Source organism: Streptomyces sp. NPDC101178, assembly GCF_044767965.1.
GTDB lineage: Bacteria > Actinomycetota > Actinomycetes > Streptomycetales > Streptomycetaceae > Streptomyces.
On sequence record NZ_JBIWOZ010000001.1, the window covers coordinates 690,636 to 710,115 of the forward strand.

A 19,480-nucleotide genomic window follows, 5' to 3' on the forward strand; every position below is an offset into this window, starting at 1 on the left:
CTACGCCGCCGGCTCCCGTGCGGGCTCGGGCTCCCCCGGCTCGTCCTCCAGCAGGCCCGCCGCGTGCAGCAGGTAGTCGGTCATCGGGTCGTAGAAGCGCGGGTCGGTGACGTGGTCGTCCAGCGGGACGGTGACCTGGAGGGTGCCCTCCGACTCGCCGAGGAAGAGGGCCGGGTCGTTGCAGTCCGCGTAACCGATCGCGTCCAGCCCGCGCTGCCCCGCGCATCCCGCCCAGCCGTGGTCCGCGACGACGAGGTCGGGCAGCGGGCGGCCCAGGTGCGCCATGGCGTCCAGGATGGCCGCCATCGGGGCCGGGGAGTGGGTGTGCCAGAGCGTGGCGCCACGCTCCAGCATCGCGACGTCGGCGAACTGGAACACCATGCCCTCGTCCGCCATCAGGCCCGACGGGATGCGGACGATCTCGCAGCCGGCCCGGCGCAGCGCGTCCGCCGTCTGCCGGTGCACGTCCAGCAGGCCCCCGGGGTGGCCGGTGGCGAAGAGGACCCGCTCGCGGCCGTCCGCCGCCTTGCGCAGGCGGGCCGCCATGCGCTCCAGGGCGTCCACCGTCAGCTCGGGGTCGATGGTGTCCTGGCCGATCCGGTGCGCGGGGTCGTCGTTCACTCCGCAGCGCTCGGCCATCACCGCGAGGACGTCCTGCTCGTCGGTCCAGCGGTCGCCCAACTCCAGGCCCAGCCAGTAGTGGCGGTCACCGTTGGCGAGCTTGCGGTAGTGGGAGAGGTTGTTGTCGCGAGGCGTGGCGACATCCCCCGCGATACGCGAACGGACGAGGTGATCGACGAGAGCGGCGCGGCTGGGTATCGGCATGCACCCATTGTGCCGTCCGGGGTGCGGCGCGCGCCTGGCGTCCCGTACGCCGGACGGATCGTCCCCTGGCCCGTGAATCTTCCCGGACCACGGACCCGCACCGGCCCCGTAAGTCTTCCGGGACTGTTCACCCTCGTGTGACCTGCGTCTTCCTCCTCCGGACGGGCACGGCGGCTCGAATGGCACCACCAAGAGGTCTGGACCAATCGAAGTGCGCCAATCCCCTGTCCGAATTCCCGCGCCGGCCCGGTCTCGCGCAAGTGGTCTATACCTTTGGCGCTAGGGTGAGGCCACCCGAAGCGAGTGCTGAAACAGCCATGCAAACGGGTACATACACAGCCGTGGGGGCTTTATGACCGTGCAGCACCTTCCGCAACCACCGTCCGACGACGAGCTGTACTGGTACTTCGGACCGCAGCGCCGCTGGGTCCTGGTGAGCAGTTCGCTCGCCTTCGTCTTCACGGCGGCCACGATGTTCGCCTTCGCCTTACGCACCCCGGCGCTCTGGGCGTTCCTCGCGATCCTCGGCCTCAACGTCGTGGCCCTGGCGCTCTCCTCGGTCAACAGCCTCCGTCGGCGCCGGCTGACCCGGCCCTCGCACGAGGTCCTCGTCCGCGCCTGGCAGCCCGCCGAACTGCCCTCCGTCGACCTGTACTTGCCGACCTGCGGCGAACCACTCCCGGTCCTCGAGAACGCCTACCGCGCCGTTTCCGCCGTCGACTGGCCCGGCGCGCTGACCGTCTGGGTCCTGGACGACGGCGACCGGCCCGAGGTCGCGGCGCTGGCCGCCCGTCACGGCTACGCGTACGTCGTACGGCCCGACCGCGGGCACCTGAAGAAGGCGGGCAACCTCAACCACGCGCTGACGCTGAGCGGTTCGGAGTTCATCGCGATCCTGGACGCCGACTTCGCGCCCCGGCCGGACTTCCTGCGCCACCTCGTGCCGTACCTCGCCGATCCCGCCGTCGGCATCGTGCAGAGTCCGCAGTGCTTCGACACGGATGAGTCGATGCGGTGGATCCAGCGTGCCGCCGGTGCGGCGCAGGAGTGGTTCTTCCGCTGGATCCAGCCCTCCCGGGACGCCAGCGACGCCGCCATCTGCTGCGGCTCCAACGCCGTCTACCGGCGGAGCGCGATCGACCTGGCGGGCGGCTTCGCGCGGCTCGACCACAGCGAGGACCTGTACACCGGGCTCGCTCTGCACGAGCGGGGGTTCCGCACCCAGTACGTCCCGGTCCTGGTCGCCAAGGGCACCTCGCCCGACGAGGTCACCTCCTTCGTCAACCAGCAGTACCGGTGGGCGATGGGCAACCTGCACCTCCTCGGGACGCCGGTCCTGAAGCGGATGCGCGCGCCGTGGCGGATGCGGCTCTGCTTCTACGAAGGGGTCGTCGGGTACCTCGCCACGGCCGTGAACACCTTCGCCGCGCCGCTGCCGCCGCTGGTGATGATGTTCTGGTATCCGGACCACATCCGGCCCTGGCACGTACTGCCGCTGCTCGCCCCGCTCTGGCTCTGGCATGTGCTGATGCCCCGGATCAGCCGGACCCGCTGGCGGGTGGAGGTGATCCGGGCCAACGTCCTCACCAGCGTGGCCGCCGCCACCGCGTTCTGGCACACGCTGCGGGGACGCAGCGCGGCCTGGGTGCCCACCGGAACGCGTCCATCAGGGAGTTCGGGCGGGATGGCCCGGCGGGTGGTGGGCGTCTCGCTTCTCTGGCTGGCGCTGTCCAACGGTGCGGCCGCCGCCGGGATCGCGCTGGCCGTGGCCCGTAACGGGTGGGAGCCCAACTGGGGCCTGTTCCTTTATCTGTTGGTGCAGCTGCAGATCAATGTGCCGTTGATGCGTGACCTGATGGGCGAACTGCGGCCGGGTACAAAGTCCCCGTCGGTGCGTACGGGAGCGAAGACCTCCCTGGCCGGCCTCCGCCCTTCCGCCGGCGCGCTGCCGGCTCCCGCCGGTCTGCTGCCGCGCCGCTGGCCCGAGACGCTCGCCGCCTCCGCCGTCCTCCTGCTCACCGGTCTGCTCGCCTCTGGGTGGGTCAACCCGATGCTCCCCTGGTCGAGCTGAGCAGAAAGGCCTTTGCTGACATGGACTTCCTCCTCGCGCCCGGCCCGCGCCGGAAGCGCTCCACTCCCCCGTCGACCGTGCCACCCGCCCGGCGCTCCGGTGACGAGTCCGGGCCGAGCCCGCACCGGTCCACGTTCCGGCCCGACATCGAGGGGCTGCGCGCCGTCGCCGTGCTCGCGGTCCTCGCCTTCCACGCCGAAATCCCGGGCTTGGCAGGCGGGTTCATCGGCGTGGACGTCTTCTTCGTCATCTCCGGCTACCTGATCACCGGCCTCCTGGTCCGCGAGGCCGTCACCACCGGCCGCATCCGGCTCGGCGACTTCTTCTCCCGCCGGGCCCGGCGGCTGCTGCCGTCGGCCGCCGTGGTGCTCGCCGCGGTCGCGGTGGCCGGGGCCTGGCTGACCGTACCGCTGCGCCGCACCGACCTGGAGTACGACGTCCTCGCCTCGGCGCTCTCCGTCGCCAACTGGCGTTTCGTCTCGCAGCAGACGGACTATCTCGCCGCCGGACACGACCAGAGCCCGCTGCTGCACTTCTGGTCGCTCGCCGTGGAGGAGCAGTTCTACCTGTTCTGGGCTCCGCTCCTCGCGGTGGTGGTGCTGTTCGCCGCCCGCGCGGTACGACGAGGGCGGGCCGTGCGGTCCGTCGTGGCGCTCGTCACCGGGGCGCTGGTCCTCGGCTCGTTCGCGCTGTCGCTGCACTGGACGGAGCACGCGGTCTCGCTCGCGTACCTCGGAACGCCTTCGCGGGTCTGGCAGTTCGGGGTGGGCGCGCTGCTCGCTCTGCTGCCGTGGCATCTGCTGCGCGGGCCGCGCCCGTTGCGGCTGCTGTGCGGCTGGGGCGGGGCGGTGGCGATCGGCTGGTGCGTGGTGGCGTACGACGCGTCGACGCCGTACCCCGGCCTCGCGGCGCTCGTCCCGACGCTGGCCACTGCCGCCGTGATCCTCGCGGCGATACCGGGGCGTGGCGAGCGGAACGTGCAAGGTCCTTACGGGGTCGGCCGGTTGCTGGCCGGACGGGCGCCTCGGGCCATCGGGCGGCTCTCGTACACCCTGTACCTGTGGCACTGGCCGGTGCTCGTCCTCGCGGAGGCCCGGCTCGGTGCGCTCGGCTGGCCTGCGAGGACCGCGTGGACGCTGGCGGCCGTGCTGCCCGCGCTCGCCACGATGCGGTGGGTCGAGCGGCCGCTGCGCCGCAGCCGTACGGTCTCCGAACTCCCGCGCCGGGGCTTGGCGGTGGGCGTCTGCGCCATCGTGCTGCCGGTCGCGCTCGCCCTCGTGGTGGGCACGGCGACGCTGCACCTGATGGGCCCGACCACGCCGGTCGACGTCAAGGGCCTGCCGCCGGGCGCGGCTTCCGGCCCGTCGCTGCTCGGAGCTGCCGGGACTTCCGGGCCGCCCGGAGCCTCCGTGGCCTCCGGGGCTTCTGCGGGGGACGGCCCGATGGTGCCGAATCCGGCCCAGGCGCGCAAGGACTTCCCACCGGACCAGGGCTGCCAGGTCGCCCCGGAGGTGACCCGCAGCCCGGAGTGCCTGTTCGGCGCGGTGGACAGCCCGGACCGGATCGTGCTGCTCGGCGACTCGCACGCGGGCCAGTGGTTCTCGCCGATGCTGGCGATCGCCTCACAACGCGGCTGGGGACTTCAGGAGTTGGTCAAGCAGGGCTGCCCACTGCCGGAGTTGGACGTGGACAGCCCGCAACTGGGCCGCGCCTACCGGGAGTGCGGCGTCTGGCGTGCGGATGCCCTGGACCGCCTCCGTACGGGCCCGAAGCCCCGGCTCATCGTGATCGCCTCGCTCGACCGGTACACGGAGGACGACGAACTCCTCGCCGCCGCCTGGGAGAAGACGCTGAAGCCGCTGCGGGCGATCGGCGCGCCGATCGTGTACATCGAGGCCACTCCCGTACCCGGGTCGGACATCCCGGCGTGTGTCTCCGGCGCTGCGGACGGTGCCGCCGCCTGCGCGTTCAGCCGGGCGGACGCGGTGCCGGCCGATCCGCTGGCGCGGAGGATCGCGGCGGGGGCGGTGCCGGGCGTTCGGGTCATCGGCGTGAACCAGGTCCTCTGCCCGGGCGACGGCCCGACCTGCCCGGCGGTCCGGGAGCGGATCCTGCTCTACCGGGACGACGCTCACCTGACCAACGTGGCCGCCGTCGTACTGACTCCGAGGCTGGAGCGGCTGCTGACGGAGGCCGGGATGGACCCGGTCAGGCCCTCGGGCTCGGGCTGAGGCCTTCGACGGTGAGGGTGAAGAGGCGGTCGGCCTGGGCGGCCGGGTCGGCGTGGTGCTCGGTGGCCAGCGCGATGCCGACGGCGAGGGTGAGCAGGTCGTGGAAGGTGACGCCCGGCCTGACCACCTCGTCGCGCAGGGCGCGGCGGAGCAGAGGCGTGGCCGCGGTTTCGAGCACGGCGCCGCAGGAGTGCTGCGCGTCGGCGTCGGCCGGGACGTCGGTGGGGGGCTCGTAGGTGAGGGCGTCGGCGAGGCCTCGGGCCGAGACCGCGTACCGCACGAGGTCGTGGAGCCAGCCCAGGAGCGCGGCCCGGCTGTCGTCGGCCCGGGTGAGCTGGTCCGCGCGCTCGCAGAGGGCCTGGACGCGCTCCTGGAAGACGGCTTCGAGGAGGGCCTGGCGGGTCGGGAAGTGGCGGCGCACGGTGGCGGAGCCGACGCCGGCGGTGCGGGCGACCTGTTCGAGCGAGGCGGCGGCACCGTGCCGGGCGACCTCCGTCTCGGCCACGGCCAGGATGCGGCGGTAGTTGCGGCGGGCGTCCGAGCGCTGACCGGTCACGGCTCCCTCTCCTTCGCTCTCTTCTTGCTAAGTGGTGGACCCCGCCATATCGTAGCGAGAGCGAAACGGCGGGCCCCGCCGTTTTGTGTTCACGGCCCCCGCCGGACAGGCACCGACCCGAGGAGACATCGCCATGGCAGCCACACGTTCCGCCCCCGTACTGGTCACCGGTGCCACCGGACGCCAGGGCGGGGCCGTCGCCCGGGCGCTGCTGGCCGCCGGTGTGCCGGTGCGCGCGCTGGTACGCGACCCGGACGCGCCGCGCGCGAAGGCCGTCGAGGCGCTCGGCGTCGAGCTGATCACCGGAGACCTCTCCGACCGGTCCTCCCTGGACCCCGCCTGCGCCGACGTCCGCGCCGTGTTCTCCGTACAGATGCCGCCGATGAGCGAGGCGGGCCCCGACTTCGACGCGGAGCTGGCGCAGGCGACCCATCTGGTGGAGGCGGCGCGGGCGGCGGGCGTGGACCAGTTCGTCCAGTCGTCGACCAGCGGAGTCGGCCGGCACACGGAGACGCCGGGCTGGGCGGAAGGGCGCTGGGCGGCCCTGGAGGGCTACTTCGCCACCAAGCAGGCGATCCTGGAGAGGGTGCGCGGGGCGGGCTTCGCCCGCTGGACCGTGATCAAGCCCGCCTTCTTCATGGACAACCTGCCCCAACTGGCGCCCCACGGCCCCGAAGGCGGCCTGGCCACGGTCCTGTTGCCGGACACCACGCTGGCACTGGTGGCGACGGAGGACATCGGCGCGGCCGCCACCCACGCCGTCCTGGATCCCGCCCGCTTCCACGAGGTGGAGCTGGAGCTCGCCGGGGAGCTGCTCACCATGACGGAGGTGGCCGGGGTGCTGTCCACCGTGTGGGGCGTCCCGGTGGAGGCGCCGACGATGACCCTCGACGAGGCCCTCGCGGCGGGCATGCCGGCCTGGGGCGCCGGACACATCTGGAGCAACGCCATCGTCCAGCCCGCCCGCCCCGAACTCGCCCTGGAGCTCGGCATTCCGGTGACCACGTTCGCCACCTGGGCACAGACCCACCTGGCGAGGGCCTGAGAGGACAAGGCCAAGGCACAAAGGGCGACAGTGGCCTGAGGAGAGCGGCTATGGAACCACGGAGAGCACCGTCACCACGGTCACCGTGGAGATCGCGGCCTGGAGGTTGCGGATCGCCTCCCGGACGCTCACGCCCGCCCAGTGGCCGTCGGCGATCTCGTCCATGCGCGGGGCCAGCTGCTTCTTCGGCAGGCCTGGGAAGGCCTGCGCGTGCATTCCGGTGGCGTGCACGAGGGCGACCAGCGCGCTCGTACGGGCGTCCGGCTCGGCCCCGCGCAGCACCACGGAGGCCAGCCGGGCGCGCAGCTCGCGTTCGACGGAGCCGTCGGCCTCCGGATAGCGGCGTACGGGGAAGACGCCGAGGGCCCGGTGCCGCTCCTCGGTGACCAGGCCGCGGGCGCAGAGGCTGTCCACGACGTCCTGCGAGCCCTTCACGTGCTCCCGGGTCAGCCAGTCGACCACCTTGCGACTGCTGGAGGCCCCGTGGACCCAGCGCGTCACCCGGTCGAGCCGGCCGTCCAGGAGCTTGTCACCCGTCGGCGACGGGTCGAAGACCTCGACGCGGCCGCCCTTCACCGTGACGCGGCCCGCCATGACCAGCTCCAGGAGCATGCCCGCGGCCACGCCCCAGCGCGCCGCCGACTCCCCCTTCGCCGCGCCGGTCGCGTCGTCCAGCGACAGCAGCATGATCTCTTCGCCCAGCGAGACGGCCATGGTCGGATTCCCCGTTCTCTTCGTCCTGCCTGACCGGACAGACGTGAAGAACGCGAGGAGGGTTGCCCGACGGCGGAAACTCCTGCTCAGACGGGGTCCGCGGCCGCCGCCGCGAACGCTCCGCGCGCCAGCCGGTGCAGCAGGGCGGCGGTGGCGTCGCGGCCGGGGCGGGCCTCCGGGCGGGCCAGGTGCGGCGTGGAGTTCAGCAGGCCGAAGACGGCGTGGACGGTGACGCGGGCCTCGTTCTCGGGCAGGGCCGGATAGAGGGCGCGCACGACGCCGACCCAGACCTCCACGTACTCCCGCTGGAGCCGCCGCACCCGCTTGCGGTCCGTGTCGCGCAGCCGGTCCAGCTCGCGGTCGTGGAGGGTGATGAGGGGGCGGTCGTCGAGGGCGAAGTCGATGTGGCCCGCGATGAGCGCGTCCAGGAGCGCCTCCGGGGCGCCGTCACCGCGGGCCGCGTCCTCCGACACCCGCAGGCGGCCGCCTTCGAGGAGGCGTTCACTGATGCCGACCAGCAGCTCGGCGAGCATCGCGTCCTTGCCGGGGAAGTGGCGGTAGAGACCGGGGCCGCTGATGCCGACCGCGGCGCCTATCTCGTCGACGCCGACACCGTGGAAGCCGCGCTCGGCGAAGAGGCGCGCGGCCTCCCGCAGGATCTGCTCGCGGCGGGTGGGGGCCGCGACGCGGGCGGCGGCATGGGTGCTCATGAGGATTCATTCTAGACAGGGTCGTTAGCGGTCGTTAACCTGAGGGAAACGCGTTAACGCTCATTAACAGCAGCGGTTGACTATCGCGGTACGGGCAAGGGGGCTCGACACGATGCAGCAGGCACCGGTCCTGGCGAGCGCGGCCGATCCCGCCTCGGAGGCCTGGCAGGCCAACGAGGCGGCGCATCACGCGCTCGCCGACGAGCTGGCGGCTCGGCTCGCCACGGCACGGCTGGGCGGGGGTGAGAAGGCGCGGGCCCGCCACGAGGCGCGCGGCAAGCTGCTCCCCCGCGACCGGGTGGACGCGCTGCTCGACCCGGGTTCGCCGTTCCTGGAGCTGGCCCCGCTGGCGGCGAACGGGATGTACGGGGACCAGGCCCCGGCGGCCGGTGTCATCGCCGGGATCGGGCGGGTCTCGGGCCGTGAGTGCGTGATCGTCGCCAATGACGCGACCGTCAAGGGCGGCACGTACTACCCGATGACCGTGAAGAAGCACCTGCGCGCCCAGGAGGTGGCCCTGGAGAACCGGCTCCCCTGCCTCTACCTGGTCGACTCGGGCGGCGCGTTCCTGCCGATGCAGGACGAGGTGTTCCCCGACCGGGACCACTTCGGGCGGATCTTCTACAACCAGGCCCGGATGTCGGCGGCCGGGATTCCGCAGATCGCGGCGGTGCTGGGCTCCTGCACGGCGGGCGGGGCGTACGTCCCGGCGATGAGCGACGAGGCCGTGATCGTCCGCGACCAGGGCACGATCTTCCTCGGCGGCCCGCCGCTGGTGAAGGCCGCCACGGGTGAGGTCGTCACGGCGGAGGAGCTCGGCGGCGGCGAGGTCCACTCCCGGATCTCCGGCGTGACCGACCACCTCGCGGAGGACGACGCGCACGCTCTGCGCATCGTCCGCAACATCGTCGCGACCCTCCCGGACCGCGCCCCGCTCCCCTGGTCGGTCGAGCCGGCCGAGGAGCCGAAGGTCGACCAGGCGGGTCTGTACGGGGCCGTGCCCGTCGATTCCCGGACGCCGTACGACGTACGCGAGGTCATCGCCCGCGTGGTGGACGGCTCACGGTTCCAGGAGTTCAAGGCGGAGTACGGTACGACGCTGATCACCGGCTTCGCCCGCATCCACGGCCACCCCGTCGGCATCGTCGCGAACAACGGGATCCTCTTCGCCGAGTCGGCCCAGAAGGGCGCGCACTTCATCGAGCTGTGCGACCAGCGCGGCATCCCGCTCGTCTTCCTCCAGAACATCTCCGGCTTCATGGTCGGCAAGGACTACGAGCACGGCGGCATCGCCAAGCACGGCGCCAAGATGGTCACCGCGGTCGCCACGACCCGCGTGCCGAAGCTGACGGTCGTGGTCGGCGGTTCGTACGGAGCGGGCAACTACTCCATGTGCGGCCGGGCGTACAGCCCGCGCTTCCTGTGGATGTGGCCCAACGCCAAGATCTCCGTCATGGGCGGCGAGCAGGCCGCCTCCGTGCTGGCCACCGTCAAGCGCGACCAGCTCGGCGACGAGTGGAGCGCCGAGGACGAAGAGACGTTCAAGGCTCCGATCCGCGCCCAGTACGAGAGCCAGGGCAACGCGTACTACGCCACCGCCCGCCTCTGGGACGACGGCGTGATCGACCCCGTGGACACCCGCCAGGTGCTGGGCCTCGCCCTCACGGCCTGCGCCAACGCCCCGCTGCCGCAGAAGGACCCGGCCGGTCCCGGCTTCGGCGTCTTCCGGATGTGAGGAACAGATGACGACGATGTTCGACACCGTGCTGGTCGCCAACCGCGGCGAGATCGCCGTCCGGGTGATCCGGACCCTGCGCGAGCTGGGCGTGCGCTCGGTCGCGGTCTTCAGCGACGCGGACGCGGACGCCCGGCACGTACGGGAGGCGGACACGGCGGTACGGATCGGCCCGCCGCCGGCGTCCGAGAGCTACCTGTCGGTTCCGGCCCTGCTCGACGCGGCCCGCCGCACGGGCGCGCAGGCGGTCCACCCCGGCTACGGATTCCTGGCGGAGAACGCGGAGTTCGCCGCCGCGTGCACGGAAGCGGGCCTGGCCTTCATCGGCCCGCCGGCCTCCGCGATCTCGCTCATGGGCGACAAGATCCGGGCGAAGGAGACGGTTGCCGCGGCCGGGGTCCCGGTGGTCCCGGGCTCGTCCGGCAGCGGCCTGACGGACGCCCAACTGGATTCGGCCGCACGGGAGATCGGTACGCCGGTCCTCCTCAAGCCCTCCGCCGGGGGCGGCGGCAAGGGCATGCGCCTGGTCCGGGACGCGGCAGTGCTGGCGGAGGAGATCGCGGCGGCGAGGCGTGAGGCACGGGCCTCGTTCGGCGACGACACCCTGCTCGTCGAGCGGTGGATCGACCGCCCGCGCCACATCGAGATCCAGGTGCTGGCCGACGCGCACGGCAACGTGGTCCACCTCGGCGAGCGCGAGTGCTCGCTCCAGCGCCGCCACCAGAAGATCATCGAGGAAGCCCCTTCGGTCCTCCTCGACGAGGAGACCCGGGCGGCGATGGGCGAGGCGGCCGTACAGGCGGCCCGCAGCTGCGGCTATGTCGGCGCGGGGACGGTGGAGTTCATCGTCCCGGGCAACGACCCGGCCTCGTACTACTTCATGGAGATGAACACCCGCCTCCAGGTCGAGCACCCGGTCACCGAGCTGATCACCGGCCTGGACCTGGTGGAGTGGCAGCTGCGGGTGGCGTCGGGTGAGCAACTCCCGTACGCACAGCGGGACATCACCCTGACCGGCTGGGCGATCGAGGCCCGCGTCTGCGCCGAGGACCCGTCCCGGGGCTTCCTGCCCTCAGGCGGTACGGTGCTGGCGCTGCGCGAGCCGCAGGGCGACGGAGTGCGGACGGACTCGGGGCTCAGCGAGGGCGTGCCGGTGGGCAGCCTGTACGACCCGATGCTGTCGAAGGTGATCGCGTACGGCCCCGACCGCGCGACCGCGATCCGCAAGCTGCGGGCGGCGCTCGCGGACACGGTGATCCTGGGCGTCCCGACCAACGCGGGCTTCCTGCGCCGCCTGCTGGCCCACCCGGACGTGGTCTCCGGAAACCTGGACACGGGGTTGGTGGAACGCGAGGCGGAGGGCCTGGTGCCGGACGGCGTTCCGGACGAGGTGTACGCGGCGGCCGCGGCGGTCCGCCGGGAGGCGCTGGAGCCACGGCCGGACGCGGAGGGCTGGACGGATCCGTTCTCGGTGCCGAACGGGTGGCGTACGGGAGGTGTGCGGGCGCCGCTGGCGTTCCCGCTGCGGGTGTCGGGCGCGGACCCGGTGACGTACGAGGCGCCGGCGGGCGCGACGGTGACGGCCGACCGGGTCACGGTCGAACTCAACCGCACGGTGGGCCACTTCCACCGCTCCGGCGACTGGCTCGGCCGGGACGGCGACGCCTGGCACGTTCAGGACCACGACCCGGTGGAGGCATCCCTGAGCGGGGCGGGCCGGAGCGGTGCGGACACGCTGGCGGCGCCGATGCCGGGCACGGTCACGGTGGTGAAGGTGGCCGTCGGGGACGAGGTCGAGGCAGGTCAGAGCCTGCTCGTGGTGGAGGCGATGAAGATGGAGCACGTGATCTCCGCGCCGCACGCCGGAACGGTGACCGAGTTGGACGTCACGGCGGGGTCGACGGTGGCGATGGACCAGATCCTGGCGGTCGTGGTCCCCGTGGAGGAGTCATGAGCACGCTTCCCATGAAAGTCCCGGCACCCGGCCTGCCGGCCCGGGTCCGCATCCACGAAGTAGGGGCGCGGGACGGGCTGCAGAACGAAAAGGAGACCGTACCGACTTCGGTGAAGGCGGAGTTCATCCGCCGCCTGGCCGTGGCGGGACTGACGACCATCGAGGCGACCAGCTTCGTACACCCGAAGTGGGTGCCCCAACTGGCCGACGCGGAAGAGCTGTTCCCCCTCCTCGGGGACATCGCGGACGTGGGCGACGTCTCGCTCCCCGTCCTCGTACCGAACGAACGCGGCCTGGACCGGGCGCTGGGACTCGGGGCCCGGTCGATCGCGGTGTTCGGCTCGGCCACGGAGACGTTCGCCGCGCGCAACCTGAACCGCACGGTGGACGAGTCGCTGGCCATGTTCGAGCCGGTGGTGGCCCGCGCGAAGGCGGAGAAGGTGCACGTGCGCGGGTACCTGTCGATGTGCTTCGGCGACCCGTGGGAGGGCGCGGTGCCGGTCGCGCAGGTGGTGAAGGTCGCGAAGGCGCTGATGAACCTGGGCTGCGACGAGCTGTCGCTGGGCGACACGATCGGGGTGGCGACGCCGGGGCACGTGACGGCGCTGCTCGCCGCCCTCAACGAAGCCGCCGTCCCGACGTCCGCGATCGGCGTCCACTTCCACGACACGTACGGCCAGGCGCTGTCCAACACCCTGGCGGCGCTCCAGCACGGGGTGAGCACGGTGGACGCGTCGGCGGGCGGCCTGGGCGGCTGCCCGTACGCGAAGAGCGCCACGGGCAATCTCGCCACCGAGGACCTGGTCTGGATGCTTGACGGCCTGGGCATCGAAACGGGCGTCGACCTGTCCGAACTGACGGCCACCAGCGCCTGGTTGGCCGGACACCTGGGCCGACCGAGCCCATCCCGCACGGTCCGCGCCCTGACCCCTCCCCCTTCTTCCTCTCCCACAAGGAGTGAGTGACCCCATGTCCCTGGACCACCGGCTGACCGCCGAACACGAGGAACTGCGCCGCACCGTCGAGGCGTTCGCGCACGACGTGGTCGCGCCGAAGATCGGCGACCTCTACGAGCGCCATGAATTCCCGTACGAGATCGTCCGCGAGATGGGCCGGATGGGCCTGTTCGGGCTGCCGTTCCCCGAGGAGTACGGCGGGATGGGCGGCGACTACCTGGCGCTCGGGATCGCGCTGGAGGAGCTGGCCCGGGTCGACTCGTCGGTGGCGATCACGCTGGAGGCCGGGGTCTCGCTGGGCGCGATGCCGCTGCACCTGTTCGGCACGGAGGAGCAGAAGCGGCAGTGGCTGCCGAAGCTGTGTGCGGGTGAGGCGCTGGGCGCGTTCGGCCTGACCGAGCCGGACGGCGGCTCGGACGCGGGCGGTACCCGCACGACGGCGGTGCTGGACGAGGCGACGAACGAGTGGGTCATCAACGGCTCGAAGTGCTTCATCACCAACTCGGGCACGGACATCACGGAGTTGGTCACGGTCACCGCCGTGACGGGCCGCAAGGAGGACGGCCGCCCCCGGATCTCCGCGATCATCGTCCCCTCCGGCACCCCCGGTTTCACGGTGGCGGCCCCGTACTCCAAGGTCGGCTGGAACTCCTCGGACACCCGCGAACTGTCCTTCACCGATGTCCGCGTCCCGGCGGCGAACCTGCTCGGCGAGGAGGGCCGGGGCTACGCGCAGTTCCTGCGCATCCTCGACGAGGGCAGGGTCGCCATCTCCGCTCTGGCAACGGGTCTGGCGCAGGGCTGCGTGGACGAGTCGGTGAAGTACGCGGCGGAGCGCCACGCCTTCGGAAAGCCGATCGGCGCGAACCAGGCGATCCAGTTCAAGATCGCCGACATGGAGATGCGCGCCCACATGTCCCGCGTGGGCTGGCGTGACGCGGCGTCCCGTCTGGTGGCCGGCGAACCCTTCAAGAAGGAGGCCGCGATCGCGAAGCTGTACTCCTCGACGGTGGCGGTGGACAACGCCCGGGACGCGACGCAGATCCACGGCGGCTACGGCTTCATGAACGAGTACCCGGTGGCGCGGATGTGGCGCGACTCGAAGATCCTGGAGATCGGTGAGGGCACGAGCGAGGTCCAGCGGATGCTGATCGCGCGGGAGTTGGGGCTGCCGGGCTGCGCCCCCACGATTTCGCGGTGAGGGCCGCTCGTCGCGCGTTCGGCCCGGCGCCGACGACGTGGGGCCCACGACTGACACCCGGCACCCAGTCACGGTTTCACTCAACGCCCCGCACAACCCGTATCGGGGCCGGCCTATGGCGGAAGGACGCGGCACCATGATTTCCGGCCGCGACTGGTCCGACGCCCGGCAGGTGTGGCACCACCACCTGATGCACCACACCCCCCGCCCCTGCTCGGTCATCGTCGGGCTCGGCAGCCATGACCTGGGGGTGGCCACGTGGCGGCGGAGTTCTACCTGCGCGGGCTGGCCCCGGTCGTGGTGTTCACCGGCTCGACCAGCCCCACCACCCGGGACCGGATGCCGCGCGGAGAGGCCGTGCACTATCGGGAGCGGGCCGTCGAGCTGGGCGTACCGGCGTCCGCTGTGCTGGTCGAACCGAAGGCTCGCAACACCGGCGAGAACATCCGCTTCTCCAGGGCCCTTCTCGACGAGGCCGGGGTGGGCACCGACTCCGTACTGCTGGTCAGCAAGCCGTACGAGGAACGGCGCGCGTACGCCACGGCGCGGAAGCTGTGGCCGGGCGTGGACGTCGTCTGCGCTTCGAGTCCGATGTCGTTCGAGGCGTACGTGGAGTCGCTCGGGGACGACCGGATGGTGATCGACATGCTGGTGGGGGCCTTGCAGCGGCTGCTCGTCTATCCGGCGCAGGGCTTCATGATCGAGCAGCCGGTGCCGGACGCGGTGGTGGCGGCGTACGAGCGGCTGGTCGGAGCCGGGTTCACGAGTCGGCTGATCGCCTAGGGGGTGTCTTGTCGGCGAGCCCGGCATGATCGGCCAGACACCCCCTTGGGGGTGTCTGGCCGCGGTAGCACCTTGTTCTGCCATGCATCATGCCGATGCCCTGTGTAACGACTGGGAATGCAGGTGACCCCCGCCAGTCGGACCGAGCCCGAAGGAGCGCAGACGCTGTGCCTGCGTTCCCCGGGGCCGGTCCAACGTCAACCCGGTGGTGTGGCCGCCCCACGCAAGGCGGCCGCACCCCCGTCCGAACCGGGCCTAACGGCCCCCCGGCACCCCCACCCCGTCCTCCGTCACGTACTTCACGCCCGCATCGCTCTTCGTGATCGTGAACGCGTCCAGGGTCTCCCCCACCGCCTTGTCCGTCGTCGACCGGTCGTCCCACTTGGCCGCCACCACGGACTCGTAGCGGATCGTGTCCTTGGTGACCGTGATGCCCTGGAACGTCGACGTGTGGGCCGCGCGGGCCACCTGGGTGGCGCCGTTGCGGGTCCAGACGTTGTCGTCGTCCGGGGAGAGTTCGTAGTACTTGGGGCCGGACATCGCCACCGCGTAGACGGGGCCCGTCGTCACGCCCGGGGTGTCCGTCGCGTCCGCATCGACGTAGCCGCGGGCGTACACGTGGTCGTGGCCCATCAGGACCAGGTCGATGTCGTTGCGCTGGAAGACCGGCAGCCAGGCGTCACGGATGGGCTTCTCGTCGCGGCCGACCGCTGCCGAGAAGACCGGCTGGTGGAACGTGGCCACCGACCACTTGTTGGGGTTGTTCGCCAGGATGTGGTCGAGCCAGCGGGCCTGGAGGTCCAGCCAGAGTTTCTGCGGGTCCGGGCAACCGGTCGAGCAAGGCGGCAGGTCGGGCGGGGTCATCAGTTCGCGAGCGTCGTGCGTGCTCGCGTTGAGGGTGATGAAGCGGACTCCCTGGTAGTCCGTGTAATACGCCGTCTCCGTCAGGGACTTCGCCATGTGGGCCTCGTACGCCGCCCGTTGGCGCTCCGCCGGGGTCTCGTCCTTCGCGGGGAGGGGCGTCGGGCCGTTGGCGGGGTACTCGAACGTCGACTTCCACGTCTGCAGGAACAGGTCCGCGTTGTACTCGTGGTTGCCCGGTGCCGCGATCACGTTCGTCGTCTGGCTGCGGCCGTTCATCGCGCCGAACCACTCGTCCCACTGGCCCGCGTTGCCGCCCGAGTCCACCAGGTCGCCCGCGTTGACGCTGCCGACCGCCTTCGGGAAGCGCTGGTAGGCCAGGTCGACGACCGGGGCCCACTTCGCCTTCAGGTCGTTCTGGGCGTCGCCGAAGTAGAGGAACGTGAACTCCTCACCCGGCTTGCCCGCCGAGGTGAACACGTAGCGCTCGCTCAGCTTGTCGGCCGTGCCCACGCGGTACTCGTACCGCGTTCCCGGCTTCAGGTTCGCCATCACCGCCGAGTGCGTCCGCGTCGGGACTCCGCTGCTCAGCAGCTCCTCGTTCGTCACCGCCTTCGCCCTGCGCCAGGCCGAGTTCGAGCCCACCGGGCGGAACTGCGCCTCACCCTGCGTCGTCCCGCTGCCCGTCCGCCATGTCACCGCCTGGGAGGTGGCGGGAGTCCCCGTCGGGGTGAGGACGATGCGCTCGGGAACCACACCCGGCGCCTCCAGGTCCGGGTTGGTCGTCAGCGCCACGTCGAAGATGTGCATGATGCCGCGGTCCGTGCCCTGCGGCAGGACCACCGAGCGCACCCGCTTCTTCCCGTCCAGCACCTGCGGGACCGTGCCGAAGACCACCGTGCGCGTCGTGTCCGACGTGCCGTTCACCTTGTTGCGGCCCTCCGTGGTCACCAACGGGACGTTGCCGTAGAGGTAGTTGGTGCCGGGCGTCCAGTCGGTGAACTGCACCGCCACGTTCTGCGTCGAGCCGTCCTCGTACTCCACGCTCGCCAGGCCCTGCGACGGGCCGTTCGTGGCCAGGCCGAGGAAGGAGATGCCCGTCGCCTTGACGCCCTTGCCGTTCCCGCCGGTCAGGTTCACCCGCTGGCCGTGCGGGATCCAGTTGTCCGGCTGCCCCGCCTCGGTCTTCGGCCAGGTGAACGTCACACCCGTGTCGCCCAGCGGCAGTTTCGCACCCGGTGCCGCGCCCGCCGCCGCCAGCTTCTCGCGGGAGAGGGAGTTGTCGCTGAGGTCGAGCGAGCCCAGCCTGCCCTGGCCGTCCGGCGTCGAGCCGATGTTGTTGCGGGCATCGGAGCCTTCCGTGTACGAGGGCGGGACATCGGCCGCACCCGTGCCCCAGGTGCCCGGCGCCTCGCCCATCGTGTACGTCAGCACGCCGCCCGCCCGCGCGAAGTCCTCGGTCAGCCAGGACTGCGTACGCGAGGCGCCGTTGACCTTCAGCCCCGTCACGTACGGCCGGTCCGCCGACGCGCCCTCCGCCTTGATCGTGATCCGGCGGTCGCTGTCCGCGCTGTCGATCACGATCCGGTCGAACATCGGCGAGCTGAGCACCAGGTTCGCCGTCCCGTACACCGCCGGGTTCATCCCGAGGTTCGCCCACACGTACCAGGCGCTGAGCGAGCCCAGGTCGTCGTTGCCCGGCAGGCCCGACGGAGTCGTGTCGTACATCTCGTCCGTCGCCCGGCGCAGCACCTCCGACGTACGGTGCGGCTGGCGCAGCCAGTTGTAGACGTACGGCATCGAGAAGCTCGGCTGGTTGGAGAGGTAGGCGCCCGTGGTGTTGTAGACGCCCGCGTCCAGCGACTTGGTGTGCTCGTCGAGGTCGCGGGTCACCGGCTCGATGCCGCCTCGCTTCTCGATCAGGGTGCCGAGGTTCTGCGGGACCATCCAGCCGTACTGGTATCCCGTCGCCTGCTCGAACTGGTTGCCGCGCTCACCGAGGTTGAAGGAGCGGTCGAAGCCGTTGCGCCCGCGCGGGCGGATGCGGTCGGTCTCCGGGTCCAGCAGGTTCTGCCAGTTCTGCGCCCGCGTCATGAACCGGTCGTGGGTGGCCTTCTCGCCCAGCCTGCCCGCCAGTTGGGCGATGGCGAAGTCGTCGATCGCGTACTCAAGGGTCTTGGAGGTGGCCGAGTCGCCCTTGCCGTTGTCGATGAAACCGGCGCTGAAGTACTGCTGCGCGTGCGCCCGCTTCGTCGTGTCCGCCGGCAGCGACTGCGTTTTCCGCATCGACGCGAGCGCCGCCTTGCGGTCGTAGTCCACGCTGCCGAAAGCGTCGATCGACGACAGCACCACCTGGAGCGAGTCACCGCTCATCTTCTGCTGCGACTGGTTCAGATGCGGCCAGTTGGGCCAGGCGCCCGTCTGCTTCACCAGGTCCACCAGCGACTGGTTGATGTCGTCGCCGACCTTCGGGAAGAGCAGCGCGATGAGCTGCGCCTGGCCCCGGTACATGTCCCAGCCCGCGTACGTCACGTAGTGGTGCCGGCCCGGCGCCACCTTCCGGACCTTGCCGTCGTGGCCCGGGTACTGGCCGTTCACGTCGTCGGAGACGTTCGGGTGGAGGAGGGAGTGGTAAAGCGCTGTGTAGAACTTCACCCGCTCCGACTTCGTGCCGCCGGTGGCCTTCACCGTGGACAGCGTGTCCTTCCAGACCTGCGCCGTCGCCTTCCGGACCTGGTCGAAGGTGCGGCCGCCGGTCTCCTCCTCCGCGTTGCGGGCCGCGTTCGCCACGCTCACGTAGCTGAGCCCGGTCCGCGCGGTGACCGTCGCTCCCTTCGGGAAGACCAGGTACGCCCCCGAGCCGTGCCTGGCCTCGCCACCGCGCGCGGTCGCCGCGCCGGAGGTGACCGTACCGCCCTGCCAGGTGCCGTACGAGGTGAAGTCGCGGTCGAAGGTCGCGGAGAAGTAGGCGCGGTAGCGGCCGCCCTCGTCGCACACCGACGCCGTCTCGACCCAGCCGCTGACCGTGCGGCCCTCGACCTTCACCTCGCTGCCGAAGACCCGGTTGTTGGAGCCCGCCACGTCCAGGATCAGCGTCGACGAGTCCTTGCGGGCGGGGAACTCGTACCGGTTGACGGCGGTCCGGGTGGTCGCGGTCAGCTCCGTCTCCACGCCGTTGCCGAGGCCGACCGTGTAATGGCCGGGCGCGGCCGTCTCGTCGCGGTGGTCGAAGTCCAGGTAGTACGGGTCGATCTTCGTGCCGGGACTGGTCGGCAGCGCGCCCCCGGTGAGCGGGCCCGTGTACGGCAGCACCGGGAAGTCGAAGGCGCTGAAACGGCCTTCGCAGCCGGTGCCGGAGAGCCGGGTCATGCCGAAGCCGCGGAGCTTGTCGGCGCTGTACTCGTAGCCGCCCTTCTGGTCCCCGTCCGAGGAGCGGTACGTCGTCGGGCTCGACTGGACCATGCCGAACGGGGTCGTGGCGCCCGGCCAGGTGTTGCCGTAGGCGCTGTTGCCCTTGTTCTGGGCCGGGTCCAGCTCGGTGCCGATGAACGGGTCGACGGCGTCGTACGCGCTGATCGACGAGGCACGCGGGGCTGCCTCGGCCGCCGTGGCGGTGACCGTGGCCGGCACCAGGCCCGCGACGAGCGCGCCCGACGTGAGGGCGGCCACGGCGACGGCACGCAGCCGCCCCCGTCTCGTCCGGGGCGGCGGGTGTGCGGCGGCGGTGGGTTCCCGCATGAGCGGTCCTCTCGGGGCAGACGGAAGGCGTGGGCCCCGGCCGGCTGATGACAACGTTGTCCAGCCCCCGTCCGGGCGCGTGCACCACAGTGCTCGGCAC

12 protein-coding genes and 1 pseudogene are annotated in these 19,480 nt (G+C 71.6%); 8 read left to right on the plus strand and 5 right to left on the minus strand.

Annotated features, from left to right (window positions below; genetic code table 11):
- On the minus strand, positions 1–825 hold the full coding sequence (locus ACIRR8_RS02915) for a phosphatase (RefSeq protein WP_404058217.1): 825 nt from the start codon (positions 823–825) through the stop codon (positions 1–3).
- A gap of 352 nt (positions 826–1,177) precedes the next feature.
- Between ACIRR8_RS02915 and ACIRR8_RS02920 the strand changes: the two genes are divergently transcribed.
- Complete coding sequence (locus tag ACIRR8_RS02920; RefSeq protein ID WP_404058219.1) at positions 1,178–2,896, plus strand: glycosyltransferase family 2 protein; 1,719 nt, start codon at positions 1,178–1,180, stop codon at positions 2,894–2,896.
- Positions 2,897–2,916: 20 nt separating this feature from the next.
- Complete coding sequence (locus ACIRR8_RS02925; RefSeq protein ID WP_404058221.1) at positions 2,917–5,127, plus strand: acyltransferase family protein; 2,211 nt, start codon at positions 2,917–2,919, stop codon at positions 5,125–5,127.
- Here the strand turns inward: ACIRR8_RS02925 and ACIRR8_RS02930 are convergent.
- A complete protein-coding gene (locus ACIRR8_RS02930; RefSeq protein ID WP_404058223.1) occupies positions 5,105–5,683 on the minus strand; it encodes a TetR/AcrR family transcriptional regulator in 579 nt (192 codons plus the stop codon). The genes ACIRR8_RS02925 and ACIRR8_RS02930 overlap by 23 nt on opposite strands.
- 133 nt (positions 5,684–5,816) lie before the next feature.
- Between ACIRR8_RS02930 and ACIRR8_RS02935 the strand changes: the two genes are divergently transcribed.
- Entirely contained in the window at positions 5,817–6,728 is a 912-nt protein-coding gene (locus ACIRR8_RS02935) for an NmrA family NAD(P)-binding protein (protein WP_404058225.1), read from the plus strand.
- A 48-nt stretch (positions 6,729–6,776) separates the two neighbouring features.
- Here the strand turns inward: ACIRR8_RS02935 and ACIRR8_RS02940 are convergent, their stop codons facing one another.
- Together ACIRR8_RS02940 and ACIRR8_RS02945 are read right to left on the minus strand one after the other, a co-directional pair.
- Positions 6,777–7,442 (minus strand): GPP34 family phosphoprotein, encoded by a 666-nt coding sequence (locus ACIRR8_RS02940; RefSeq protein WP_404058227.1) that lies wholly within the window; start codon positions 7,440–7,442, stop codon positions 6,777–6,779.
- An 86-nt stretch (positions 7,443–7,528) separates the two neighbouring features.
- Positions 7,529–8,152: a TetR/AcrR family transcriptional regulator gene (locus tag ACIRR8_RS02945; protein WP_404058229.1), complete on the minus strand. Its 624-nt coding sequence runs from the start codon at positions 8,150–8,152 to the stop codon at positions 7,529–7,531.
- 112 nt (positions 8,153–8,264) lie between these two features.
- Between ACIRR8_RS02945 and ACIRR8_RS02950 the strand changes: the two genes are divergently transcribed.
- The 5 genes and pseudogenes from ACIRR8_RS02950 (at position 8,265) to ACIRR8_RS02970 (ending at position 14,781) form a co-directional block, all read left to right on the plus strand.
- On the plus strand, positions 8,265–9,887 hold the full coding sequence (locus tag ACIRR8_RS02950; protein ID WP_404058231.1) for a carboxyl transferase domain-containing protein: 1,623 nt from the start codon (positions 8,265–8,267) through the stop codon (positions 9,885–9,887).
- Positions 9,888–9,894: 7 nt separating this feature from the next.
- A complete protein-coding gene (locus ACIRR8_RS02955; protein ID WP_404058233.1) occupies positions 9,895–11,841 on the plus strand; it encodes an acetyl-CoA carboxylase biotin carboxylase subunit in 1,947 nt (648 codons plus the stop codon).
- Positions 11,842–11,852: 11 nt separating this feature from the next.
- Positions 11,853–12,806 (plus strand): hydroxymethylglutaryl-CoA lyase, encoded by a 954-nt coding sequence (locus ACIRR8_RS02960; RefSeq protein WP_404058715.1) that lies wholly within the window; start codon positions 11,853–11,855, stop codon positions 12,804–12,806.
- A gap of 4 nt (positions 12,807–12,810) precedes the next feature.
- A complete protein-coding gene (locus ACIRR8_RS02965; RefSeq protein ID WP_404058235.1) occupies positions 12,811–13,998 on the plus strand; it encodes an acyl-CoA dehydrogenase family protein in 1,188 nt (395 codons plus the stop codon).
- Between the two features lie 136 nt (positions 13,999–14,134).
- A pseudogene (locus ACIRR8_RS02970) lies at positions 14,135–14,781 on the plus strand (YdcF family protein).
- Between the two features lie 255 nt (positions 14,782–15,036).
- On the opposite strand, the gene ACIRR8_RS02975 reads toward ACIRR8_RS02970, so the two are convergent.
- Positions 15,037–19,380: a GH92 family glycosyl hydrolase gene (locus tag ACIRR8_RS02975; RefSeq protein WP_404058237.1), complete on the minus strand. Its 4,344-nt coding sequence runs from the start codon at positions 19,378–19,380 to the stop codon at positions 15,037–15,039.
- Between the last annotated feature and the right edge of the window lie 100 nt (positions 19,381–19,480).